Below are 24497 nucleotides of genomic sequence, written 5' to 3'. Positions count from 1 at the left end.
ACCTTTTATGAAGGCAAATCCAATCTAATGGGGGATTTCCATTAACCTTGAGTTCTTTGCAGGTGATCCATGCTCGCGCCGATCGCCTGCTGGATATCCGCCAGACCATGGACGCTGTCGGCAAAAGGCTCGAACGACAGGTAGCCGCTGTAACCACTGCTGAGCAAGGTGTCGACTTGCGCCGCGTTGCCGAGGATGTCGCCCTCGCCCACCAGCACCCGGTGGCCGTCGCGAATGGTCGCCAACGGCGCCTCGGCATCCTCGACACCAGAGATGTGCACCAGTCCGGTCAGCTCGGGAAAGAATTCATGTTCGCCGGCCAAGTAATGGTGAAAGGTGTCGTGCACCAGACGAAACACATCCAGCCCGCCAATGGCCTTGATCGCGTCCACCGCCGTACGCTTGCGGCGCAGCGAGCACTCTTCGAAACCCAGCGGTTCAATGAAACCGAGGATGCCGTGTTCGCGCAGGATCGGCGCCAGTTCAGTCAACGCCGTGCGCAAACCCGAAGCGCGTGCAGCCTCATTGCGCGGGTCAGCACGGTCGTTGAGCGGACACATGACCAACCCTTGAGCACCACAATCACGGGCATAAGCAGCCAGCTTCAAGGCCTGTGCACGGCGCTCGTCATTCCACACATCAAACGGATACAGCGCGTTGATCGACAGCACGGTAATGCCTTGGGCGGTGCACAACTCACGGACGCGCTCGGGGGCGGTGCCGTCTTCGATCTCGACGCCTTTAAGGTCGTTGCGAATTTCGATGGCGTCGGCCTTGAGGGCCACCGCCAGGTCGATGAACGCCGGCAGGGACAAGCGTGGGGCGACCATACGGTTCAGGGCGAAACGCAGGGGTTTGCTCATTATTGTTGTTCTCCGCACAGGTGAATCAGTTGGCCGTTGGCATGCTGAATTCCGGGCCGTTGGCGATACTGTCGGGCCAGCGCTGCATCACGCTTTTGTAGCGACTGTAGAAGCGAATGCCCTCCTCGCCGTAAGCATGGTGATCACCAAACAACGAGCGTTTCCAGCCGCCGAAAGAATGCCAGGCCATCGGCACCGGAATCGGCACATTGATGCCGACCATGCCGACCTTGATGGTGCGGGCGAAGGCTCGGGCGATGCCACCGTCGCGGGTGAAACAGGACACGCCGTTGCCGAATTCGTGGGCGTTGATCAACGCGACGGCGCTGGCGAAATCCGGCACCCGCACGATGCCCAGCACCGGGCCGAAAATTTCCTGTTGGTAGATGCTCATTTGCGTCGTGACGTTGTCGAACAGCGTCGCGCCGACGAAGAAGCCGTTCTCGGCGCCCGGCACCTTGAAGTTTCGGCCGTCGACGATCAGTCGTGCGCCCTGAGCCACGCCTTCGTCGATAAACCCTTCGACTTTGGCCTTGTGCTCGGCGGTCACCAACGGCCCCATGTCGCTGTCGCCCTTCAGGCCGTTGCCGACTTTCAGTTGATCGATACGCGGCAGCAGTCTGGCAATCAGTGGGTCACCGACATCGCCCACCACCACGGCAATCGAAATCGCCATGCAGCGCTCGCCGGCCGAGCCGTAGGCCGCGCCGATCAGGGCATCTGCCGCTTGATCCAGGTCGGCGTCGGGCATGACGATCATGTGATTTTTCGCCCCGCCCAGTGCCTGCACACGCTTGCCCCGGGAGGTAGCTTGTTGGTGGATGTACTCGGCAATCGGCGTCGAGCCAACAAAGGAAATCGCCTCGATGTCCGGGTGTTGCAGCAACGCGTCCACCGCTGTCTTGTCGCCCTGGACCACGTTGAACACGCCGTCGGGCAAACCGGCTTCGCTCAACAGTCGGGCCATCAGCACGCTGGCGGACGGATCACGCTCGGACGGTTTGAGGATGAAGCAGTTACCGGTGATCAGCGCCAGCGGGATCATCCACAACGGCACCATCACCGGGAAGTTGAACGGCGTGACGCCGGCACACACGCCCAGCGGCTGACGCAGGTTCCAGTTGTCGATGCCGCCGCCGATGTTGTCGCTGAAATCGGTTTTCAGCAGGTTCGGCGCTCCACAGGCGTACTCGACGATCTCGATACCCCGGGTGACTTCGCCCTTGGCGTCCGAAAACACTTTGCCGTGTTCGCGGCTGATGATTTCTGCCAGTTCATCGTGATGCTGGTCGAGCAGTTCCTTGAACTTGAACATCACCCGCGAACGGCGCAGGGATGATTGTTCGGACCAGGCCGGGAAGGCTTTCAGGGCCGAGGCAACAGCTTCGTCTATGGTTTTCTGGCTGGCCAGCCCGACGCGCGCCTGGACGCTGCCGGTGGCCGGGTTGAAAACATTGCTGAAGCGTTCGCTGTGGCTGTCTTGCACTTGACCGTGAATGTAATGGCCGATGACCGGGGCGTCGCTCATGGATCGTGTTCTCCGTGCAGAGGTTGGAATTTGGGCTTTTCAGTTCACAGATCAAGCAGCCAACTGTGCTGCGGATCGTTGTGGAACTGCCAGACGCGTTTCGGGCCGGCCATGACATTCAGGTAATACGACTCATAGCCGTACGGCACACTCACCGGGTGATAACCCTTGGGCACGACAACAAGGTCGCTGTTTTCCACGGCCATGGCCTGATCGATGCTGCGATCGTCGGTGTAGACCCGCTGGAACACGAAGCCCTGGGGCGGGTTGATCTGGTGGTAATAGGTTTCTTCCAGAAAACTCTGGTGCGGCAAATCGTCGGTGTCGTGCTTGTGCGGCGGGTAGCTCGACGAGTGACCCGACGGCGTACGCACTTCCACCACCAGCAGCGAATGGGCCGGTTCGGTGTCCGGCAGAATGTCGCAGACATAACGGGTGTTGGCGCCTTTACCACGCACGCTGCGTTTCATGGAGTCGGGTTGAATCAGCCTTGGGCCGAGGCCATTGCCCGCGGAACCGGGGGCGGCGCACACGGCGATTTGTGCTTCGCTGAGCGCGACCACTTGCGCCTGACTGCCGGGTGGCAAATACGCGGCGAACGGAGATTTGTCTTCGAACACCGACTGACGATCGCCGAGGTTGTCCCAGTCGAACGCGCCCTGCCCCGGCGCTTCGCCCTTGATGCTGACCCGGCCGCTGAGCAGCACCAGGCACAGTTCTTTATCACCGGCAGACACTGGCAGGGTCTCGCCCAGACTCAAGCGGTACGCGGCGAAACCGACGTACTCCAACTCATCTTTACCCAGCTCGACCATGGTCCGGCCACGGGCATTGCTTTTGACCAGCAGGCTCATCATGCAGTCCTCTCGTCGAGCAGCGTGCGCAGGGTGTCGTAGCCTTTTTTGGCGTAGACATAACTCGGCGCCACCGCGGGGTCCTGTTCGGCTTCGACCACCAGCCAGCCTTGGTAATCAGCGGCCAGCAGCACATCGAGCAAGGCGCCGAAGTTGATATCGCCATCGCCGGGCACCGTGAACGTGCCGTTGATGATGCAGTCCGGGAAACTCCACAGGTTGTTGCGCGCCAGTTGCACCACCGGTTTGCGCACGTCCTTGAAATGCACATGGCAGATGCGTTCGATGTGCTTGCCCAGCACCTTCAGGGGTTCGCCGCCCCCCATGTAGCAATGGCCCGAATCGAACAGCAAACCGACCTCACTGCCGGTCAGCGCCATCAGCTTGTCGATGTCGGCCGGGGACTCGACGTAGGCGCCCATGTGATGGTGATAGGCCAGACGAACACCTTGGGACAGGGTGAAGCGTGCCAGTTCGGTGAGTTTGTCGGCGTACTCCTGCCAGGCGTGTTCGGTGTGAAAACGCGGGCGTTCAACCAGCGGAATGTATTGGCCTTGAATGGAGTCGGCGACTTCACCGTACACCAGCACCTTGGCGCCGTTTTTCGCCAACAGTTCGACATGGCTGCCGATGGCGTCGATTTCTTCGGCCACCGAACGGCGGGCCAGACGACTGGAATACCAGCCGGACACCAGCGCCAGGTCGTAGGGACGCAGTACATCGCCGACACCCTTGGCGTCTTTGGGGAACTTGCCGTTGAGTTCGAAACCTTCGTAGCCGATTTCCTTGCCTTCGCTCAATGCGGTGCTCAGCGGCGTCTCGCCCCCGAGGGACGGCAAGTCATCGTTGCTCCAGGAGATCGGGTTGATGCCAATTCGAATAGCGGGCATGGCTGCACCTTTTATTGTTTTTACCTATCTGTAAGACCGACGCTCCCACAGGGGATTTGCGTCAACCCGTCAGGCCCGGGCTGTGCGCCAGGCATCGATCAGTTCGACAAACGTGTCCTGCACCTGGCGGATCAGCGCTTGATCGTCGATTTCACCCGCCATCCACGCGCGGCTCGGCTCTTGGAAAATCGTCCGGCCCACGGCAAAACCACGGCAGGTCTGGCTCTGGCTGGCCTGTTGAAACCCTTTGGCCAGGGCTGCTGTCGGCGCATTCAGCCCCAGCAACACCACGCCTCGGCAATACGGATCACGCGCCTGAATCAGTTCGTCGAGTTGCTTCCACTCCTGGGCGCTCTGCGCTTCGATTTTCCACCAGGCCGGATAAATACCCAGGTTGTAGAGCCGTTTGAGGGCGCGATACAACACGTCTGGATGGGGCGAGGGATGATCAGTGGGTGGGATGATTTCCAGCAGCAGTTCATGACCGCTGACCAGGGATGCCTGATACAAACCCTTGATCTGCGCTTCCTGTTCCAGTCGCAGCAACGGCTCGTCGTCGGGGTGGAATTGCACCAGGCACTTGATGATTTGCTCCTGCGGCCAGGCGATCAGGTTGCTGCCGATGGAGCGACCATGCTCGAAAGCCAATGGACGCGAACCTTGCACTTCCACCGGTCGCGCCACCCACCAGCCACGGCCAGTGGCAGCGTTCAGCGAGTCCTGGCCAAAGCGTTGATCGGCCAGCAGCCCGACATCGGCCTCGATGCCTTGCTTGTGCAAATCAGCTTCGACCCGCTCCACGGCTTTGATAAAGAGTTGCTTGAGTTCGCCAATCGCGCTCAGGTCACGACCGCCCTTGTGCGCCAGTTCCACCAATTGCCCGCGATGGTCGAAAGCAAAAATGAACAGTTGCTTCCATTGTTTGCGCGGCACGCTGACCTGATGCAGGCGTTGCAACACCCCATCCTGATCCGGCCGGGTAATCGGCAACGGGCTGTTGAACAGATATTCGAGTTCGGCGCGGGTCGGCATGGCCGGGGCGCAAGCGTGGCGTGAAACCACGAGACCACCACAGGCATTGGCCAACTGACAGCAGCGCTCGTCGCTCGCATCCTCCAGCCAACCACTGAGGAAGCCCGACATAAAGGCGTCGCCGGCACCCAGCACATTGAGCACCTCCACGCGCACGCCTGGATAAATGGCGCCGTCTTCGAGACGAGCCGGGATCACGCCATCAATCACCGTGCAACCTTGCGGGCCGAGCTTGACCACCAACGTTGCAGCGCTCAGCCGGCGGACATTGCGTAACGCAGTGAGCAAATCCTCGGAGCCGCCAGCCATCAGAAACTCCTCTTCAGTGCCGACGATCAGGTCAAAACGCGGGAGGATTTTTTGCACGTGCTGACTGACGCTCTGATCGGCGACGAAGCGTGTTTCCCCGTCAGCCTTGCCGGCCAGTCCCCAGAGCACTGGGCGATAGTCGATGTCCAGCACCCGTTTGACGTTGTGTTTCTCGGCATGATCCAGCGCCTGGGTGCTCGCTTTGTAGACGCCATCGGTGGAGAAGTGGGTGCCGGTAATCAGCAAGGCTTTGCTGGAAGCGATGAAGGCTTCGCTGATGTCTTCAGCCCGCAACGCCATGTCGGCGCAGTTTTCGCGGTAGAAGACCAATGGAAAGGTTTCGCGATCCTTGAGGCCCAGCAGGACCATGGCGGTCAGGCGCTCCGGATCGACTTTGATGCCACTGATGTCACAACCTTCGCGGGCCAGGGATTGCACCAGGAAGCGGCCCATATGGTCGTCACCGACCCGGCTCAACATCGCCGACTTGAGGCCCAATCGAGCCGTACCGAAAGCGATGTTGGCGGACGATCCACCGAGGTACTTGGCGAAACTTGAAACATCTTCCAACCGCGCGCCGACTTGCTGCGCATAGAGGTCGACGCCAAGGCGCCCCAGGCAAATCAGATCCAACTGACGTCCACTGGCAAAACGAGTCTGGCCCATGCTGGCTCCTGTTATTTTTATCAGCCTGTGCTCAGGACGATGACCGCGCCGAACACTCTTGGTGGATGCAGACTAAAACGACCGGGACCGAACAATCAATAATTATTCCAAATAATTTTTATGTGGAATATTTTTTCCAACATACTCCTGTACAAGCGTTCCAGAGGTCGTGGATCGTTTCAGCACGCTGCGCACGACTGCAAGCTCAAGATTTTGTTCTTGCCTACCCTGTAGACTGCGCATTGCAAACCTATTGCCAGGGGACGAGGTGAAAAATCGTCCCTATAAGAACAGCCTGAAGGATTCCCTATGTCCCGCACCGATCAGCCGGCTACGACCGAGAGCACGCTCGAGAGCGATCTCACCAGCCCCCCGATCAATGCCGAGCGTCTGTTGCAGCTGATCACCAATGAATACGACAGCCTGCCGCGCCAGCTCAAACGTATCGCCAGTTACATGAGCCAGCAAAGCGACCGGATCATGGTCGACCGCATCAGCGACATTGCCCGCGAGTGCGAAGTGCACCCGTCGGCCATCGTGCGGTTTTCCCAGCGTTTCGGCTTCAGTGGCTTCAGCGAAATGCAGGCGTTGTTCCGCGAGGCGTATACCCACAAAACCACGCCGGTGCAGAACTACCAGCAGCGCATTCGCAGCATGATCGCCAACAAATCGCAGAAAGCCAGCGGCGGCGACCTGGCGCGCGAGTGCATCAACGCAACCCTGTCGGGCATCGAACGACTGGGAATGGAGCTCGATGACCTGGCCTTCGACAAGGCCGTGGACATGGTGGTGAATGCGGACAACATCTACGTGGTCGGCGTGCGCCGTTCGTTCGCGGTAGCCGATTACCTGGTCTACAACCTGCAACACACCAACAAACGAATCCACCTGGTCTCGGGGCTCGGCGGCAGCTATCGCGAGCAAATGCGCAGCGTGCGCGCCAATGACCTGGTGATCGCTATCAGCTTCACGCCATACGGCAAGGAAACTCAGCATTGCCTGCGTATCGCCCAGCATCAACAGGCGAAAACCCTGATCATCACCGACAGCAATCTCTCGCCCTTGGCCAAGCGCGCCAACACCCTGCTGCTGGTCAACGAAGGCAGTTCATTTGCGTTCCGCTCATTGAGTGCGACCCTGTGCCTGTGCCAGGCGCTGTTTATCGCCGTGGCGTATCGACTGGAGTTGAAGGTCGATGATATTCACGAGCAGGTCGGGTTCGAAGACTGATCCAGGAGCGGCGTTACGGCTGCACGCGTAGCGCCCTCCCTCCACCATCGCTGGCAGCGGCCGCGCACTCACTTGTAAATATTTATTCCATTTATTTACAGGAAAGAATAATTATTCTATAAGCTGATTCTCTGAAAACAAGAATTTAGAGGATCCTGCCATGCGCGAACTCGGAATCGGACTGATCGGCACAGGCTTCATGGGCCGCGCCCACGCCTTGGCCTTTCGCAACGTCAGTGCGGCCTTCGAACTGCCCTTCACACTGCGCCTGGCCGCCCTGGCGGACGCCGATCACGTTCGTGCGCAAGCCTGCGCCACTGCCTGGGGCTTTGAGCAGGCCTATGGCGATTGGCAGCCATTGATCGACGATCCCAAAGTAAACCTGATCGCCATCACCACGCCCAACCACCTGCACTACCCGATGGCCATGTCCGCTATCGCCGCAGGCAAGGCTGTGTACTGCGAAAAACCGCTGGCGGTTAACCTTGAACAGGCCAATGCCATGCACCTGGCGGCCAAGCATGCCGGCGTCGTCACCCGTGTCGGCTACAACTACCAGCACAACCCGATCATCGGGCTGGCGCGGGAGTTGATTCAGAGCGGCAGACTGGGCGAGATCATCAGTTTTCAAGGCGAATTCAGCGAAGACTTCATGGCCGATCCCGCGTCCCCCTGGTCATGGCGCTGTGAAGCCGAACATGCCGGTGGCGCATTAGCGGATCTGGGTAGCCACTTGCTGGGCATGGCGCGCTACCTGCTGGGCAATGTCGAAGCGGTCTGCGCCGACTCCCAGACCGTGCACCGCCAGCGCCCCACCACCGCCGGTAGTCAGCAACAACGCACAATTGCCGTCGACGATCAGACGCATGCATTGCTGCGCTTCGCCAGCGGCGCGCGTGGAACCTTCAGCAGCAGTTGGCTCAAGCATGGCTACAAGAACCACCTGAGCTTCGAGATCAGTGGCACACACGGAACCCTGACGTTCGACCAGGAGCGCTTGAATGAGTTACGCCTGTGCCGTGCAGGCCAGGACGGTTTCCAGCGTTTACTGGCCGGGCCGACCCTGCCCGGTTACGCAGCGTTCAGTCCGGCGCCGAGGCATCAGTTGGGCTACAACGAGTTGAAGACGCTGGAAGTCCATGAGCTGATCATGGCCCTGGCCGGCCAAGGACAAGCCGGCACTGATTTCGAACAAGCACTGGAAGTCGAGCGATTGGCGACAGCCATTCGAATGGCGGCGCGGGAACAGCGCTGGGTCAATGTCGGCGAGGTCTGATGCGGACAAGGGTGGACGCAGGACGGATGCCGGGCGCTGGATCGTGCAGAGATTCTGTCATCCGCGCCCTCAGCGCATACAGGCCGGTTTGCAGCGCAGAGATCACCTCAGTCAGGCCGACGAAGCTACCGGGGTAAGGGATACTGGTTTTCTCGGTGAGCTGAGCGTTCGCAGTGGATGGATTTCTCATGGGTCCGGTCCTTTGTTACAGCACGGCGTTGGCGATACCGAATGAAATGGCCTCTATGAGGTTGAACGGCAAGAATTTCCGCTGAGGGAGCAGATTTTCAAGAATGAATACGAACTCGGAAATCATGTTTTTTAAAGTTTTCGTGTCGTTTCCTTTTTTTTATCGCACTCGAAACGTTTCAGCGCAACCGCTGGAGCTGCAACGGGATGCACCAACCTGTCCAAGGGGCATGGCGCCAGGCCTTGTGGTCTGGGGGTTTATGCGTTTCAAAAAAAATAAAACTTATCGTTAAAAAAATCATGAAACCTCACTGCACGCCGAGCGAAAGCGCGTGATCTCCCAGTTCCATCGACAGACGCAAGCAGTCTGAATAGATGGCCATGCCGTTCACTTCAAACATCGATTGATGTTCCGACTGCACGGCCAGCGTCCTTGATTCCGGCGTCTCGTACATGCTATTGCTAAAAAACGACTAGCCAATTCGCAGGAAGTTATCAAGCCGTATGCATGGAGTCACACACATCAATCGCCAGTCCGGCCCACCGTATGCATCCCTGATTGCGCACTGTGGGCCTTACGTCAAACACTACTTGAATGTAGCCACAGGGTCCGTTATTCAGCGCTCCACACACTCCGCTTCACACTGCCTGCGAACTCGCTTGTCTGGCAGCTACGCCTATAGGCGCCATCGTTACGTCCCTCCGCCTGCCCTTCTGATCGATAGTCACTGAACCGGCGCCACCTCGTTGTGGTTCGTCACGGTGAGTTCTGCTCGCCTGGTTTTTTTTATCTGAATTCATCACTCACTTGAGTGAAACACAGACCGGTCGGCATCCAGCCTCAAACGGCGTCAACTTCGGGTCACGACAGAATGCTGCCGCAGCGCCTCCTGCACGAGGTTGACCGGTTGTGAGCGTTCCCACGTTACAAGGAGCATCAGCCAATGATTTTTTTCCAGGGGAAGAGAATACTCAGCGCCATCTTCGATATGGATGGCACCATGTTTGACACTGAGCGCCTGCGCTTCAGAACCCTCAAACAGGCATCCAACGAAATTTTCGGCAAGCCGCTCAGCGAGCAAACCTTGATCGGCTCACTGGGCCTGAGCGCGAAGAAGGCCGAAGCGCTCGCGAAGGCGCACAACGGTGAAGATTTCCCCTACGCGCAGATCCGCCAGCGGGCCGATGAGCTAGAACTGGAGTACGTGCGTGATCACGGCGTCCCCATCAAAGCGGGCTTGCTGGAGGTGCTGGAGCGGTTGCGCAAATGCGGCCTGACCATGGCAGTCGCCACCTCAAGCCGCCGAGCCATCGCCGAGGAATACCTGATCAATGCCAACGTGCTCAAGTACTTCGACATCACCGTGTGTGGCGATGAAGTCAGCCAGGGCAAGCCCCATCCCGAGATTTTCCTGCGCGCAGCCAGCGCCCTCAATTGCGCGCCTGGCAGTTGCTTCATGGTCGAAGACTCTGAAAACGGCCTGCTGTCGGCGATCCGTGCCGAAGGGCAACCGATCCTGATCGAAGACATCAAGCCACCTGCCACTGAGGTCAAAGCCGGCGCGCTCAAGGCTTACGGCAGCATGCACGAGTTTCTCGCCGACATCAGCGAGTGCATTCCCCACTTGGGCACACCTGAACTGAGCGAGCCTTTCCCCCAGGCGCTGAACCAGTTTCGCGTGGGTATTCATGGCTTTGGTGCGATCGGTGGTGGCTACTTGACGCAAGTGTTCTCCCACTGGGACGGCTACACCCGGCCCTGTGAAATCATTGCCGCGACCCGCTCGCGGATGCTGCGCGAGACGGTCGACGCCTTCGGTCGGTTCAGCGTGCGTTACGGTGCTACGTCCTTCGACCAGACCATCGAAAACCTCAGAATGATCGATATGGACGACGCCCAAGCGGTGATCGATATGTATGACGTCGCCGAAATCATTGGCCTCAGCCTGCCGGAGCAAGCCATCCGCAAACAGGCCGGGGTGATCGCCAAGGGACTGCTGCGGCGCTTTGAACGCCGCGGCCGCGAACTAACCATTTTGATCGTGTTGAACAAAGTGGGTGGCGCCGCCTTCGTTCGCCGACACGTCGAAGCGGAATTGGCGCTGCTGTGCTCAGTGGAAATTTGCCAGCAGATCCTGAACAAGACCCACTTTGCCGAAACCGTTGTCAGCCGAATCGTCTCCAAGATCAGCAAAGATGCCCTGCTGCGACAACTGCGAATCAAGTCGCAAATGTTCCAGAACAGCATGGACGAGGAACCGAGCATGGCACCCAGGCTTGCCACTCCGGTACCGGAATACGAACGGCTGATTGGTCGCTTTCGCCCGTTCGCCCAGTCCAGCAGCGCACTTAACCAGATGCATCTGATCCTGTTCAACAGCGAGCCGGATATGCCTCTGTATGTGGAACGCGGCAGCGATCTGCTGGAGCGACTGCGCCAAGTGAAAACCGTAGATGACATTGCCCAGATCCAGGTCATCAAGAATCGCCTTTGGAACGGTCCTCACGCGATTATTGCCTGGTATGCCAGCCTGCTGGGATATTCGTGGGTGGGCCAAGGCATGGGGGACTCGCGTGTAAGCGCTTTGGCCGAGCGGCTGATCCGCCAGGAGGTTGCTCCCGCCTTGTTGGCAGACAATGCGCAGATGAACGAGGCGGTCGCCGCGTTTGCTCAAACCTTTTTGGAGCGCTGCAAGACTTCCTTCAAGGACCCTTGCGCACGTGTAGGCCGCGACCCCCTGCGCAAATTGCAGCGCAACGAGCGCATTCTGAGCAGCATTGATCTCGCCAGAAAACACGGGATCGAAACGCCCGCCCTCGAGTTCGGTGCCGCACTGGCCATTCATTACGCCCTGCGCTCGACCGACAGCAAGGAACAGGAGTGCCTTGGGATAAGGAAGCTTTACGATGAAAGTGGCAGTGTCGAAAAAGTGCTGACGCATACAGGGGACTACAACGGCAGGCCGTATCCAGGACTGGACGGGCTTGATGATGCAGCGCTGGTAGAGTCGATTTCGGAGCATTTTCATCAGCTCCTGGAACCTGACTCGGCTCACTGGGGATGGCCGTTTGAGGCTGGATCGCAGCCGCACGTGTCGTAACTTCGCAGCAGAGGCCTGCACGATTTAACCCTGTCTCTGAGAGCTGCTGTAGCTTTTCGGCCTTTGCAACATAGCCATCTGGCCATCGTTGATGCGTGCAGTTCTCGGGGATGGACGAATGGCGCTTGCAAGGCCGTGCCGGCACCTCGTCTTCCCTTTGTTCGGTGTGCTCTTGGTAAAGGTAAAACCACCATGAAATGGACCGCCCCCCGCAAAATCCTACCGGCCCCGGCGGCTATCAGACTTGATGAGGATACCTTGTCGGTCCTGGAGGACTACCGTATTGCCAAAAAGGCTTGGCTGGATGCATCAGACGACGCGCCGGATATGAAAGAGCTAGAGCACGCGTTTCATTATGCAGCGGCCGAGTTCGCGAGTTGGGTTGACGCCGAGATTGATTTTCAACTGGAACTCGCCGGGCGAACGTTACCAGTACCCAGCGATTCGCCAGGCCCGGGATGCATTCATTGCATGGCGCATGAGCAGGACGTGTGACAACCGAATCCTACTGCCTCAGCATTTCACAGGACGGTACCACGTCAGCCTGACGAGAACCGCCCGAGCCTCTCTGCGAGAGCGCGCTATCGCGGTGTTTCCTTCCACACTCCTGATGGAAAGCGACGGACACAACGGCAACCAAGGGAGCAATGAGTGCGGCCAGAGGAAAAACTTCGCCCCGCTCACCCTGGGTATGCATCCATAAGGATTCATGACCTAAAGCACACGTTTGGTCGACGACTGCGCACAGCTCTGAGGATGAATATACGTTCATCGAAAAAAGGGTTCTATGCGTCTAGTCTGCGGGTTCCGACATAGTGACTACAGGAGTAAACCACCATGTTCTCGCACGAAAGCGTCCCGCTGATCATCATCTTCATCATCATGCTGCTTGGCGTGCTTACCGCCATCCTCCATCCGGTACATGCGTTCATTACCAGAGTTCGGAGGCGCAGAGACAGATCATCCACCGAGACAATTAAAGAGATGGATACGCGCTGAACTGTTGCCGAGAAACTCGACTACCTGCTGCGCGGCGCTAGCCAGATGCTGTTCATGGGTAAAACCTGAAGCTTTCAACGGCTTCAAATCATGATCCCCGGCCGCCAGCCACGTCACCTCGATACTCGGTGACAAGGTGTAAGCCTCGACAGCTTCCCGATTGCCAAGCGCATCGCGCTCCCCCTGAACAATCAAAGTCCGCGTCTTCAAAGACGCCAAATGCTCAACCCGAGGTTTCTCCGGCTTCCCCACCGCATAAAACGGATAACCCAAACAGACCAACGCATCGGCACCCAATTCGTCGGCCAATAGACTCGCCATCCGCCCCCCCATCGACTTCCCGCCAATGGCCAAAACCCCAGCGACATGACGTCGCACTTCAACGAACACCTCGCGCCAGCACTCCAGCAATTTCCCCGCAGGATTGGGCGGCCGCTTACCCCCATCAACCCGTCGCTGCGCCATATACGGAAACTCAAAGCGCAACACGTTGACCCCAAGTGCAGCAAGGCGCCGAGCCATGTCCGTCATCCAGTCACTGTCCATCGGCGCACCAGCACCGTGGGCCAGGATCAACGTCGCCGAAGCCTCGCCCGACGCGGCGTCCCACAGCCATCCATGCTCGCGCGCACACTGCGCCCATTGATCCCCGTCAATACTGGCCTTGTGCTGTTTGTCCATGCTTGCCTCGCTTTTAGTCTGCCTATAACTCCAGGCGAAGGATTCGCGGCGATTGTTGCTCGCGCTCACTTCGGCTGAACCGTGGATGGGGAACCATGAACACTTCTATCAGTACCGCCTACAACTACAAGGTGGTCCGCCAATTCGCCATTATGACGGTGGTCTGGGGCATCGTCGGCATGGGCCTCGGGGTTTTTCTCGCCGCCCAATTGGTCTGGCCTGAACTCAACTTCAATTTGCCCTGGACCAGTTTCGGCCGCCTGCGCCCGCTGCACACCAACGCGGTGATCTTTGCCTTCGGTGGCTGCGCGCTGTTCGCCAGTTCGTTCTACTCGGTGCAACGTACCTGCCAGACTCAACTGTTTGCGCCGAAAATCGCCGCGTTCTGCTTCTGGGGCTGGCAACTGGTGATCCTGCTGGCGGCGATCAGCCTGCCGTTGGGTTATACCAGTTCCAAGGAATACGCCGAGCTGGAATGGCCGATCGACATTCTGATCACCATCGTCTGGGTGGCCTACGCCATCGTGTTCTTCGGCACGATCATGCAGCGCAAGACCAAGCACATTTATGTGGGCAACTGGTTCTTCGGTGCGTTCATCATCACCGTGGCAATCCTGCACATCGTCAACAACCTTGAGTTGCCGGTGAGTTTCACCAAGTCCTACTCGGTGTATGCCGGTGCGACCGATGCGATGGTGCAATGGTGGTACGGCCACAACGCCGTGGGCTTTTTCCTCACCGCCGGTTTCCTCGGGATGATGTACTACTTCGTGCCGAAACAGGCCGAGCGCCCGGTGTATTCGTATCGCCTGTCGATCGTGCACTTCTGGGCACTGATCACCCTGTACATTTGGGCCGGCCCGCACCACTTGCACTACACCGCGCTGCCGGACTGGGCACAGTCGCTGGGCATGGTGATGTCGCTGATCCTGCTGGCACCGAGCTGGGGCGGGATGATCAACGGCATGATGACCCTCTCGGGCGCCTGGCATAAGTTGCGCAGCGACCCGATCCTGCGCTTCCTCGTGGTGTCGCTGGCGTTCTACGGCATGTCGACCTTCGAAGGTCCGATGATGGCGATCAAGACCGTCAACGCGCTCTCCCACTACACCGACTGGACCATCGGCCACGTACACGCCGGTGCTCTGGGCTGGGTGGCGATGATTTCCATCGGCGCGCTGTACCACATGATCCCGAAAATCTTCGGCAAAGAGCAGATGCACAGCATCGGCCTGATCAACGCGCATTTCTGGCTCGCAACCATCGGCACCGTGCTCTACATCGCGTCGATGTGGGTCAACGGCATCGCCCAAGGCCTGATGTGGCGTGCCGTGAACGAGGACGGCACGCTGACCTACTCCTTCGTCGAAACCCTGGTGGCCAGCCACCCAGGCTTCGTCGTACGGCTGGTGGGTGGGGCGATCTTCCTCAGCGGCATGTTCCTGATGGCTTACAACACCTGGCGCACCGTACGGGCCTCACAGCCTGCTGACGTCGTTGCTGCCGCGCAGATGGCCTGAGGAGTCCGCCATGAAACACGAAACGATTGAAAAGAACGTCGGCCTGCTGATGTTGCTCATGGTGTTCGCCGTGAGCATCGGCGGCCTGACCCAGATCGTCCCGCTGTTCTTCCAGGACGTGACCAACAAACCGGTGGAAGGCATGAAGCCCTACACCGCGCTGCAACTGGAAGGCCGCGACATCTACATCCGCGAAGGCTGCGTCGGTTGCCACTCGCAGATGATCCGCCCGTTCCGCGCCGAAACCGAACGCTACGGGCACTACTCGGTAGCCGGTGAGAGCGTGTGGGATCACCCGTTCCTGTGGGGCTCGAAACGCACCGGTCCGGATCTGGCCCGGGTCGGCGCGCGTTACTCGGATGACTGGCACCGCGCGCACTTGTACAACCCGCGCAACGTCGTGCCGGAGTCGAAGATGCCCGCCTACCCGTGGCTGGTCACGCAAGCGGTCGACAGCAGCCACACCGAAACCAAGCTCAAGACCCTGCGCACCCTCGGCGTGCCGTACACCGACAACGATATCAGCGGCGCGGTGGCCAGCCTCAAGGGCAAGACCGAGATGGACGCCCTCGTCTCCTACCTGCAAGTGCTCGGCACTGCAATCAAGAGCAAGAGGTGAGCCATGGTCATTGAAATGAGCACAGGCCTCATACGTGGCCTCGGCACGGTCGTGGTGTTCGTCGCCTTCGTCGGCCTGACCTTGTGGGTTTTCAATCGCAAGCGCACCCCGGAGTTTGCCGAAGCACGTCTGCTGCCGTTCGCCGACGAGCCGCAACCCGACACTACCCCCGCATCTGAACCAAGGAGTACCCGGCCATGACCACCTTCTGGAGTACGTGGATCTGCGTACTGACCATCGGCAGCCTGATCGGCCTGACCTGGCTGCTGATCGGCACGCGTCGGGGCGAGACCAAGGGCAGCGTCGACCAGACCATGGGCCACAGCTTCGACGGCATCGAGGAGTACGACAACCCGCTGCCGCAGTGGTGGTTCATGCTGTTCGCCGGCACGCTGGTGTTTTCCGTGGGCTATCTGATCCTGTATCCGGGCCTGGGTAACTGGAAAGGCATCCTGCCCGGTTACGAGGACGGCTGGACCGGCGTGCACGAGTGGGAAAAGGAAATGAGCAAGGCTGACGCCAGGTTCGGACCGATCTTCGCCAGGTTCGCCGCCATGCCGCTGGAAGAAGTGGCAAAAGACCCACAGGCGCTGAAAATGGGTGGCCGTCTGTTCGCCTCCAACTGCTCGGTCTGCCACGGCTCGGATGCCAAAGGCGCGTTCGGCTTCCCCAACCTGGCCGACAGCGACTGGCGCTGGGGCGGCGACGCCGACACCATCAAGACCACCATCATGGGTGGGCGGATGGCGGCGATGCCGGCCTGGGGCGAAGTGCTCGGTGAAGCGGGTGTGAAAAACGTTGCCGCGTATGTGCGTCACGATCTGGCCGGCCTGCCTTTGCCCGCCGACAGCAAGGCCGACCTGCAAGCCGGACAGCAAACGTTCAGCACCACTTGCGTCGCCTGCCATGGGGCAACCGGCCACGGCACTGAAGCCATGGGGGCGCCGAATCTGACGCACCCGGCCGGATTTATCTATGGCACCAGCCTGACCCAGATCGAACAGACCATCCGCCATGGTCGCCAAGGTCATATGCCAGCGCAGAATGAGCTGCTGGGTAACGATAAAGTGCAATTACTGGCTGCTTATGTGTACAGCCTCAGCCACAAATTGAATACAGAAAAACTTATTACTGAAGACAATAAGCAGTAGTTATTGACTACACCGCTGCCGCATGTTTCTCAGTGCGGCAGTTTCCCGCCCCTTTGCGACGCATTGTCGCACCCCTTGATACCCTCTCCTTTCGGTTCCCCTGATTCGGGTCTACGCTTGCTCGATGCGGACTGGCCCGTGCTGGTTCCAGGTCGACCTGAGCGATGTGTTCGATGAATCGGCTGACAAACGCGCCGCAAAGGCCGGTAGATACCGGCTGTCGCGCCGATTGCCGTTCATCAGCCGAACCGGCAGTTTTAACACACCTCGTTACAAGTGATCTGAACCCCTCGCTTTTTTTGTCTGCTGCGACATTTTGTCCGAGGCCAATTTTGTCCTTACGCGGCGTATGGAAAGGCCGCAGAATCAGCGTTGGAAAGCATTGACCCAGGTCATGGCGCGTTGCAATGACCCCTTGCTCTCTGCATACTTGCGGCCGATTTTAATCCTAATAAAACACCTAAACCGTGGAACCTTAGAATGAGCACAGCAATCAGTCCGACTGCTTATAACTATAAGGTAGTCCGCCAGTTCGCCATCATGACGGTGGTCTGGGGGATCCTTGGCATGGGGCTCGGTGTCTTCATCGCCTCGCAACTGGTCTGGCCGGAATTGAACTTCGGTCTGCCGTGGACGAGCTTTGGACGCCTGCGCCCGTTGCACACAAACCTGGTGATTTTTGCCTTCGGTGGATGTGCACTGTTTGCCACTTCCTACTATGTCGTGCAGCGAACCTGCCAGACGCGACTGATTTCCGACAGCCTCGCCGCCTTCACCTTCTGGGGCTGGCAAGCGGTGATCGTCGGCGCGATCATTACCTTGCCGCTGGGTTACACCACCACCAAGGAATACGCGGAACTGGAATGGCCGCTGGCTATTCTCCTGGCCATTGTCTGGGTCACCTACGGTCTGGTGTTCTTCGGCACCATCACCAAGCGCAAAACCAAGCACATCTACGTCGGTAACTGGTTCTACGGCGCTTTCATCGTCGTCACCGCGATGCTGCACATCGTCAACCACGCCTCGCTGCCGGTCAGCTTCTTCAAGTCCTACTCGGCCTACTCCGGCGCGACCGACGCGATGATCCAGTGGTGGTACGGCCACAACGCCGTGGGTTTCTTCCTGACCACTGGCTTCCTGGGGATGATGTACTACTTCGTGCCTAAACAGGCCGAACGTCCGATCTACTCCTATCGCCTGTCGATCGTGCACTTCTGGGCACTGATCACCCTGTACATCTGGGCCGGCCCGCACCACCTGCACTACACCGCACTGCCGGATTGGGCACAGTCGCTGGGCATGGCAATGTCGATCATCCTGCTGGCACCGAGCTGGGGCGGCATGATCAACGGCATGATGACCCTGTCGGGCGCCTGGCATAAATTGCGCACCGACCCGATCCTGCGCTTCCTCGTGGTATCGCTGGCGTTCTACGGCATGTCGACCTTCGAAGGGCCGATGATGGCGATCAAGACCGTCAACTCGCTCTCGCACTACACCGACTGGACCATCGGCCACGTACACGCCGGCGCTCTGGGCTGGGTGGCCATGATCTCGATCGGTGCGATCTACCACATGATCCCGAAACTGTTCGGCCGTGCGCAGATGCACAGTGTCGGCCTGATCAACGCGCACTTCTGGCTCGCAACCATTGGTACCGTGCTGTACATCGCGTCGATGTGGGTCAACGGCATCACTCAAGGCCTGATGTGGCGGGCAATCAACGACGACGGCACCCTCACCTACTCGTTCGTTGAAGCGCTGCAAGCCAGCCACCCTGGCTACATCGTCCGTGCCCTGGGCGGTGCATTCTTCGCCAGCGGCATGTTCCTGATGGCTTACAACGTCTGGCGCACCGTGCGCGCCTCGAACCCGGCTGAAGCCGAAGCCGCCGCCCAGATCGCTGTCGTTGGAGCTCACTGATGAAGCATGAAGCTGTCGAGAAGAATATTGGCCTGCTGGCCTTCTTCATGGTCATCGCCGTCAGCGTCGGTGGCCTGACCCAAATCGTTCCGCTGTTTTTCCAGGACGTGACCAACAAGCCGGTCGAGGGCATGAAGCCACGTTCGGCGCTGGAACTGGAAGGCCGCGATATCTATATCGCCAACGGTTGTGTCGGCTGCCACTCGCAGATGATCCGTCCGTTTCGCGCCGAAACCGAACGCTATGGCCACTACTCGGTCGCTGGTGAAAGCGTCTGGGATCACCCGTTCCTGTGGGGTTCCAAACGTACCGGCCCGGACCTGGCCCGTGTGGGTGGTCGCTACTCCGATGACTGGCAGCGTGCGCACTTGTACAACCCGCGCAACGTAGTGCCTGAGTCGAAAATGCCGGCTTACCCGTTCCTCGTGGAAAACAAGCTCGACGGCAAAGACACGGCCAAGAAAATGGAAGTGTTGCGCACACTCGGCGTCCCTTACACCGACGAAGACATCGCCGGTGCAAAAGATGCCGTGAAGGGCAAAACCGAAATGGACGCGCTGGTGGCCTATCTGCAAGGCCTGGGCACCATCATCAAAAGCAAACGGTGAATTGGATGGATATCGGGATGATTCGTGGCCTGGGCACCGTTGTCGTGATGGTGGCCTTCATCGGTCTGGCCTTGTGGGTATTCAGCCCCAAGCGCAAGTCGGAGTTTGAAGACGCGACCTTGCTGCCTTTTGCGGATGATCCCGAAGCCATCAAGCACGTCGAGCAAGCTTCTAGGAGTAACAAAGAATGACTACATTCTGGAGTCTGTACGTCACAGTCCTCAGTCTCGGTACGATCTTTTCCCTGACCTGGCTGCTGCTGTCGACCCGCAAGGGCCAGCGCAGCGAACAGACGGACGAGACGGTCGGGCACTCCTTCGACGGGATCGAGGAGTACGACAACCCACTGCCGAAATGGTGGTTCATGCTGTTCGTGGGCACCATCATTTTTGCCTTGGGTTACCTGGTGCTGTATCCGGGTCTGGGTAACTGGAAAGGCCTGCTGCCAGGCTATAACTACCTCGATAACGACAAGCAGACCTCGTTCGCCAACGGCCAGACCGGCTGGACCGGCGTCCACGAGTGGGAAAAGGAAATGGCTCGCTCGGACGCCAAGTTCGGTCCGATCTTCGCCAAGTTTGCTGCCATGCCGATCGAAGAAGTCGCCAAGGATCCGCAAGCCCTGAAGATGGGCGGCCGCCTGTTCGCCTCCAACTGCTCGGTTTGCCACGGTTCCGACGCCAAAGGCGCTTACGGTTTCCCGAACCTCACCGACGCCGACTGGCGCTGGGGCGGCGAGCCGGAAACCATCAAGACCACCATCATGGGCGGTCGTCACGCGGTGATGCCGGCCTGGGCCGAAGTGATCGGCGAGCAAGGCGTTGCCGACGTGGCAGCCTATGTGGTGACGCAACTCGATGGCCGCAAGCTGCCGCAAGACGCCAAGGCTGACCCGGTCAACGGCCAGAAACTGTTCGCCGTCAACTGCGTGGCTTGCCACGGCCCGGAAGGCAAAGGCACCCCGGCCATGGGCGCGCCTAACCTGACCCACCCGGGCGCGTTCATCTACGGCTCGAGCTTCGCGCAACTCCAACAAACCATCCGTTACGGCCGTCAGGGCCAGATGCCGGCGCAGGAACAACTGCAAGGCAACGACAAGGTTCACCTGCTGGCGGCTTACGTTTACAGCCTGTCCCACGGTGAAAAAATGCCGGAAGCCGAGGCGCAGTAAGGCCGACGCTTGATGCAAAGGAAGGCCCGGCCAATGACAATTGGCCGGGCCTTTTTCATGGACGGCTGGCCCAGATGGATTTCACCGCCACCGTGTCGATGAGCGTGCGCTCCTGCCATTGATTGTCCTTCACCAGATAAATCTGCAACTGCTTGCGATCCTCGGTAAAACGGGTGATCAAGTAGGTCTGCTGAGACGTGGCGCCACTCAGATACATCGGCACATCTCCCACCCAGTAAGAGTCACCGCCGTCCCGGTGTAAATGACCGGCGAATATTGCTGTGACCTGATACTTGACGATCATGTCGCGAAAGCGTTTTTGCTGCGCACTGTCGCCCTTCATCTTCAACGGCTTGTGCATATTTATGATAATGGCGTACCCCTGAGCTCTCGCCAGACGCAGGTCAACCTCAAGCCAGTCCAGTGCACTATTGATCTCGAACGTCGTCGGGTTCAGGAAATGAGCAATCCGGGTCGAGTACGTCGGCTCATTGTTGAGTTGAACCATGTGGACGTCACCGATGGTCTTTGAATAAGCGAGACTTCCTGAATACGTATTACCCCAAAAACCTTGCGCGGACCTCACATCAAAGTTATCCACCCTGTTTTCATGATGTTTTCTGAATTCAACAATACTGCCCGCCGCACAGCTGTTACTGAAACAATCATCCACATTGTTTTCATAGTCATGATTACCCAAACCATACAGATACTCACCACCGAAGTGCTTAGCCAGCACCTCTTTCATATAGGAGCGCTGCCAGTCATGACCGAAAGCGGTGATATCTCCGTTGATCATCAATGGCACTTTCGCCTGCCCACCCTGAGCATTTCGAAAAGCGGCAATACTTGCCAACTGAGTTTCCACCAGCCACTTCGAACGCTTTGTAAACGCCTCATCAGATTCAGGCGCCCCGCTGTCTGTCTTGTCTGTCCAGGGATACTGCGTATCCGATGCAAACACCATATATTTAGGCGCAGGCTCCACAGAATAAGCCGAGACTACCGACAACAACAAACACACACCCAGAATAAAAGCCGCAACTTTACTACCCGTCATCATATTTAACTTCCATTCAATAACTTATGCTGACGACCTCATGTCGCCAGCCACCAACTTATTCGAAAGACAATAAAATCTCAAACACACAAACCTGATTAATTAATCACTCTTGTTTCCAAGCTTCTAAAAAACAACCAGGACTAACAATTAAAAAGCAATCAACGAACAGCCGCAGGGGCTTGCGAAACTTGCAATCAGAAAGCGTTCACGATTTGAGGCAAATGCTCAATAGACTCAATCTTCATCGGTCTGTAACTTTTCTTTCCGTCTGCCGATGGTTCGTCAGACCACCCCCTATACCGCTGCATATCAAGGAAGAAAGCCATGCGAGAATCCGATGTTGATTGTGTGCAATCCCACGAAGATTTCACTTTTGCCGACCTGGGTATCAAACCCGACACTCCGCTCCCCGATGCCAGCGGCGACGCCACCGCTGGCCATGAGGTGAAAAAACCCAAAGACGGCGGGCTTGAAAGTCTCGGCGGCGGCAGGCTGGACTGATGCCTGCGGATTGCCTGCCGAGACGATGCATGGGACTCACTCGCCCGAGCGATTCTCATGCATCGTCTATAGTCAATTGATCTGGATCAGGACTTGTTACATCTGCTACACCATTTACAGCCCGCCCCCAACGCGACCAAAGGTCGCACCCGTTAGACGGCGTGACAGGCGTATCATTGCGCCACTGCAACGCCCTTTCCGACCCCGGCCGGCACGTATCGACCGAGGCATTTTTCCACTGCCGTGGGATGCAATGATGAGCAACCAGATTCCGGTACACGACGTCACGCCACCGAGCAAAAACGCGAGCAACAGCGTTGATCTTTACGCCTCACGAGAAAAAATCTACACCCGTGCTTTTACCGGTCTGTTCCGCAATCTGCGGATGATGGGCGGTGCCGCCCTGTTCCTGCTGTATTTCGGCACGGTGTGGCTGAACTGGGGTGGCCATCAGGCCGTGTGGTGGAACCTGCCGGAGCGCAAGTTCTTCATCTTCGGCGCCACCTTCTGGCCACAGGACTTCATTCTCCTTTCAGGCCTGCTGATCATTGCCGCGTTCGGCCTGTTCTTCATCACCGTATATGCCGGCCGAGTCTGGTGCGGCTACACCTGTCCGCAAAGCGTGTGGACGTGGATTTTCATGTGGTGCGAAAAGGTCACCGAAGGCGACCGCAACCAGCGCATCAAGCTCGACAAGGCGCCGATGAGCGGCAACAAACTCCTGCGCAAACTCGCCAAACACTCGCTTTGGCTGCTGATCGGTTTCGTCACAGGCATGACCTTCGTGGGTTACTTTTCGCCGATCCGCGAACTGGTCTTCGAGTTTTTCACCGGACAAGCCGATGGCTGGTCGTACTTCTGGGTCGGCTTCTTCACCCTCGCCACCTACGGCAACGCCGGCTGGCTGCGCGAACAGGTGTGCATCTACATGTGCCCGTACGCTCGCTTCCAGAGCGTGATGTTCGACAAGGACACACTGATCGTTTCCTACGATCCGCGTCGTGGCGAAAGCCGTGGCCCGCGCAAAAAAGGCGCCGACTACAAGGCTCAGGGCCTGGGCGACTGCATCGACTGCACCATGTGCGTTCAGGTCTGCCCGACCGGTATCGACATCCGCGACGGCCTGCAAATCGAATGCATCGGCTGCGCCGCATGTATCGACGCCTGCGACAGCATCATGGACAAGATGGATTACCCGCGCGGCCTGATCAGCTACACCACCGAACACAACCTGTCGGGCCAGAAAACCCATAAACTGCGGCCACGCCTGATCGGCTATGCCGTGGTGTTGCTGGCGATGATCAGCCTGTTGGTGACTGCGTTCGTCATGCGTTCACTGGTCGGTTTCGATGTCAGCAAAGACCGCGTGCTGTATCGCGAGAACGCCGAAGGCCGGATAGAAAACGTCTACAGCCTGAAGATCATGAACAAGGATCAGCGCGACCACACCTACGTGCTGGAAGCCGCTGGCCTGCCGGATCTGCGCCTGCAAGGCAAACGTGAAATCAAGGTCGCGGCCGGGGATATTTTCAGCATGCCGGTCGAGCTGTCGAGCGCACCGGAACAACTGCCGTCGAGCACCAACGAGGTCAAATTCATCCTCAAGGATGCTGATGACAACAGCGTCCACGTTGAAGCCAAGAGCCGATTCATCGGCCCACAAATCCGTTAAGAGAACTGAACATGCCCGCAGCAAACGCCGCAAGTCCCTGGTACAAGCACCTCTGGCCATGGATCATCATCGCGATTCTGGCCTGTTCGGTGACGCTGACCCTGTCCATGGTGACCATCGCGGTGAACAACCCGGACAACCTGGTCAACGACAACTACTACGAGGCAGGCAAAGGCATCAACCGCTCACTGGATCGCGAACTGCTCGCACAGCACCTGAAGATGCGCGCCGCTGTGCATCTGGATGATCTGACCGGTGAAGTCGAAGTGCGCTTGAGCGGCGACAGCCAGCCCAGGACACTTGAGCTGAACCTGATCTCGCCGACCCAACCGGAGAAGGATCGCAAGATCGTCCTGACCCGCAGCGAAACTGAAGCGGGCCGCTACATCGGCCAGTTGAGCGACAAGGTCGACGGCCGCCGGTTTGTCGAATTGCTGGGATCGCAGGATGATCACATCTGGCGCATGTTCGAAGAAGAGCGGGTCAGCCATGACACGGACCTGCTGCTCGGTGACGAACCGCTCCAGGGCGCCGAAGACCTGAAGAAGTAACGCCGCGCTTCGCGCAAACCCGCTCCCACGGTGGATATCCAGTATCCACCGTGGGAGCGGGCTTGCTCGCGAAGAGGCCCGACCGGACGACATCGATTAC

At 58.5% G+C, this 24497-nt stretch carries 23 protein-coding genes; 15 read left to right on the top strand and 8 right to left on the bottom strand.

The features are described from left to right. Positions 1-41 precede the first annotated feature (41 nt). The 5 genes from AACY50_RS16540 to AACY50_RS16520 form a co-directional block, all read right to left on the bottom strand. Positions 42-863, bottom strand: a complete 822-nt coding sequence (locus tag AACY50_RS16540; RefSeq protein ID WP_339538858.1) for a TIM barrel protein — start codon at positions 861-863, stop codon at positions 42-44. Positions 864-888: 25 nt separating this feature from the next. Further along, positions 889-2391 carry a CoA-acylating methylmalonate-semialdehyde dehydrogenase gene (locus tag AACY50_RS16535; RefSeq protein WP_339432561.1) on the bottom strand — a complete coding sequence of 501 codons (1503 nt, stop codon included), beginning with the start codon at positions 2389-2391 and terminating at the stop codon, positions 889-891. A gap of 44 nt (positions 2392-2435) precedes the next feature. Then, a complete protein-coding gene (iolB, locus tag AACY50_RS16530; RefSeq protein WP_339465679.1) occupies positions 2436-3245 on the bottom strand; it encodes a 5-deoxy-glucuronate isomerase in 810 nt (269 codons plus the stop codon). Then, the gene (gene iolE / locus AACY50_RS16525; protein WP_339495622.1) at positions 3245-4135 is read right to left on the bottom strand and encodes a myo-inosose-2 dehydratase; all 891 of its coding nucleotides are present in this window, start codon (positions 4133-4135) and stop codon (positions 3245-3247) included. Before iolE ends, iolB begins: the two co-directional genes overlap by 1 nt. Before the next feature lie 69 nt (positions 4136-4204). Further along, positions 4205-6142 carry a bifunctional 5-dehydro-2-deoxygluconokinase/5-dehydro-2-deoxyphosphogluconate aldolase gene (locus AACY50_RS16520; RefSeq protein ID WP_339432564.1) on the bottom strand — a complete coding sequence of 646 codons (1938 nt, stop codon included), beginning with the start codon at positions 6140-6142 and terminating at the stop codon, positions 4205-4207. A gap of 309 nt (positions 6143-6451) precedes the next feature. On the opposite strand from AACY50_RS16520, the gene AACY50_RS16515 reads away from it, so the two are divergent. Together AACY50_RS16515 and AACY50_RS16510 are read left to right on the top strand one after the other, a co-directional pair. Further along, entirely contained in the window at positions 6452-7372 is a 921-nt protein-coding gene (locus AACY50_RS16515; protein WP_339432565.1) for a MurR/RpiR family transcriptional regulator, read from the top strand. Positions 7373-7532: 160 nt separating this feature from the next. Beyond that, positions 7533-8648 (top strand): Gfo/Idh/MocA family protein, encoded by a 1116-nt coding sequence (locus AACY50_RS16510; RefSeq protein WP_339538857.1) that lies wholly within the window; start codon positions 7533-7535, stop codon positions 8646-8648. 497 nt (positions 8649-9145) lie between these two features. Here AACY50_RS16510 and AACY50_RS16505 read toward each other — a convergent pair whose 3' ends face one another. Beyond that, positions 9146-9292, bottom strand: a complete 147-nt coding sequence (locus tag AACY50_RS16505) for a hypothetical protein (protein WP_339538856.1) — start codon at positions 9290-9292, stop codon at positions 9146-9148. Positions 9293-9781: 489 nt separating this feature from the next. Between AACY50_RS16505 and mtlD the strand changes: the two genes are divergently transcribed. After that, positions 9782-11938, top strand: a complete 2157-nt coding sequence (gene mtlD, locus AACY50_RS16500; protein ID WP_339432567.1) for a bifunctional mannitol-1-phosphate dehydrogenase/phosphatase — start codon at positions 9782-9784, stop codon at positions 11936-11938. A 192-nt stretch (positions 11939-12130) separates the two neighbouring features. Beyond that, a complete protein-coding gene (locus AACY50_RS16495; RefSeq protein WP_339432568.1) occupies positions 12131-12433 on the top strand; it encodes a hypothetical protein in 303 nt (100 codons plus the stop codon). A gap of 465 nt (positions 12434-12898) precedes the next feature. On the opposite strand, the gene AACY50_RS16490 is transcribed toward AACY50_RS16495, so the two are convergent. After that, a complete protein-coding gene (locus AACY50_RS16490; protein ID WP_339538855.1) occupies positions 12899-13618 on the bottom strand; it encodes an alpha/beta family hydrolase in 720 nt (239 codons plus the stop codon). A gap of 95 nt (positions 13619-13713) precedes the next feature. Here AACY50_RS16490 and ccoN (AACY50_RS16485) point away from each other — a divergent pair, with 95 nt between their 5' ends. From ccoN (AACY50_RS16485) to ccoP (AACY50_RS16450), 8 genes are all read left to right on the top strand, one after another. Beyond that, positions 13714-15138, top strand: coding sequence for a cytochrome-c oxidase, cbb3-type subunit I (ccoN, locus tag AACY50_RS16485; RefSeq protein WP_221733294.1), 1425 nt, complete (start codon positions 13714-13716; stop codon positions 15136-15138). A 10-nt stretch (positions 15139-15148) separates the two neighbouring features. Next, positions 15149-15757 carry a cytochrome-c oxidase, cbb3-type subunit II gene (gene ccoO, locus AACY50_RS16480; RefSeq protein WP_339432570.1) on the top strand — a complete coding sequence of 203 codons (609 nt, stop codon included), beginning with the start codon at positions 15149-15151 and terminating at the stop codon, positions 15755-15757. A 3-nt stretch (positions 15758-15760) separates the two neighbouring features. Continuing rightward, positions 15761-15958, top strand: a complete 198-nt coding sequence (locus tag AACY50_RS16475) for a cbb3-type cytochrome oxidase subunit 3 (protein ID WP_339432571.1) — start codon at positions 15761-15763, stop codon at positions 15956-15958. After that, entirely contained in the window at positions 15955-16908 is a 954-nt protein-coding gene (ccoP, locus tag AACY50_RS16470) for a cytochrome-c oxidase, cbb3-type subunit III (protein ID WP_339538854.1), read from the top strand. The genes AACY50_RS16475 and ccoP (AACY50_RS16470) overlap by 4 nt, the downstream gene beginning before the upstream one ends. A gap of 480 nt (positions 16909-17388) precedes the next feature. Next, positions 17389-18831 carry a cytochrome-c oxidase, cbb3-type subunit I gene (ccoN, locus tag AACY50_RS16465; protein ID WP_123463551.1) on the top strand — a complete coding sequence of 481 codons (1443 nt, stop codon included), beginning with the start codon at positions 17389-17391 and terminating at the stop codon, positions 18829-18831. Beyond that, on the top strand, positions 18831-19439 hold the full coding sequence (ccoO, locus tag AACY50_RS16460; RefSeq protein ID WP_221733289.1) for a cytochrome-c oxidase, cbb3-type subunit II: 609 nt from the start codon (positions 18831-18833) through the stop codon (positions 19437-19439). The genes ccoN (AACY50_RS16465) and ccoO (AACY50_RS16460) overlap by 1 nt, the downstream gene beginning before the upstream one ends. 5 nt (positions 19440-19444) lie before the next feature. Then, complete coding sequence (locus AACY50_RS16455; RefSeq protein WP_003175465.1) at positions 19445-19630, top strand: CcoQ/FixQ family Cbb3-type cytochrome c oxidase assembly chaperone; 186 nt, start codon at positions 19445-19447, stop codon at positions 19628-19630. After that, positions 19627-20610 carry a cytochrome-c oxidase, cbb3-type subunit III gene (gene ccoP / locus AACY50_RS16450; RefSeq protein ID WP_339538853.1) on the top strand — a complete coding sequence of 328 codons (984 nt, stop codon included), beginning with the start codon at positions 19627-19629 and terminating at the stop codon, positions 20608-20610. The genes AACY50_RS16455 and ccoP (AACY50_RS16450) overlap by 4 nt, the downstream gene beginning before the upstream one ends. 55 nt (positions 20611-20665) lie before the next feature. Here ccoP (AACY50_RS16450) and AACY50_RS16445 read toward each other — a convergent pair whose 3' ends face one another. After that, positions 20666-21670, bottom strand: coding sequence for a metallophosphoesterase family protein (locus AACY50_RS16445; RefSeq protein WP_339465694.1), 1005 nt, complete (start codon positions 21668-21670; stop codon positions 20666-20668). 327 nt (positions 21671-21997) lie between these two features. Here AACY50_RS16445 and AACY50_RS16440 point away from each other — a divergent pair, with 327 nt between their 5' ends. From AACY50_RS16440 to AACY50_RS16430, 3 genes are all read left to right on the top strand, one after another. Then, positions 21998-22174 carry a hypothetical protein gene (locus AACY50_RS16440; protein ID WP_339538852.1) on the top strand — a complete coding sequence of 59 codons (177 nt, stop codon included), beginning with the start codon at positions 21998-22000 and terminating at the stop codon, positions 22172-22174. A 256-nt stretch (positions 22175-22430) separates the two neighbouring features. Continuing rightward, positions 22431-23846, top strand: a complete 1416-nt coding sequence (ccoG, locus tag AACY50_RS16435) for a cytochrome c oxidase accessory protein CcoG (protein WP_339538851.1) — start codon at positions 22431-22433, stop codon at positions 23844-23846. Positions 23847-23857: 11 nt separating this feature from the next. Then, complete coding sequence (locus tag AACY50_RS16430) at positions 23858-24397, top strand: FixH family protein (protein WP_339432576.1); 540 nt, start codon at positions 23858-23860, stop codon at positions 24395-24397. Positions 24398-24497 lie beyond the last annotated feature (100 nt).

Source organism: Pseudomonas sp. RA_15y_Pfl2_54 (genome assembly GCF_963971015.1).
GTDB classification, from domain to species: domain Bacteria; phylum Pseudomonadota; class Gammaproteobacteria; order Pseudomonadales; family Pseudomonadaceae; genus Aquipseudomonas; species Aquipseudomonas baetica_A.
This window is presented reverse-complemented; position numbering and strand designations above follow the sequence as displayed.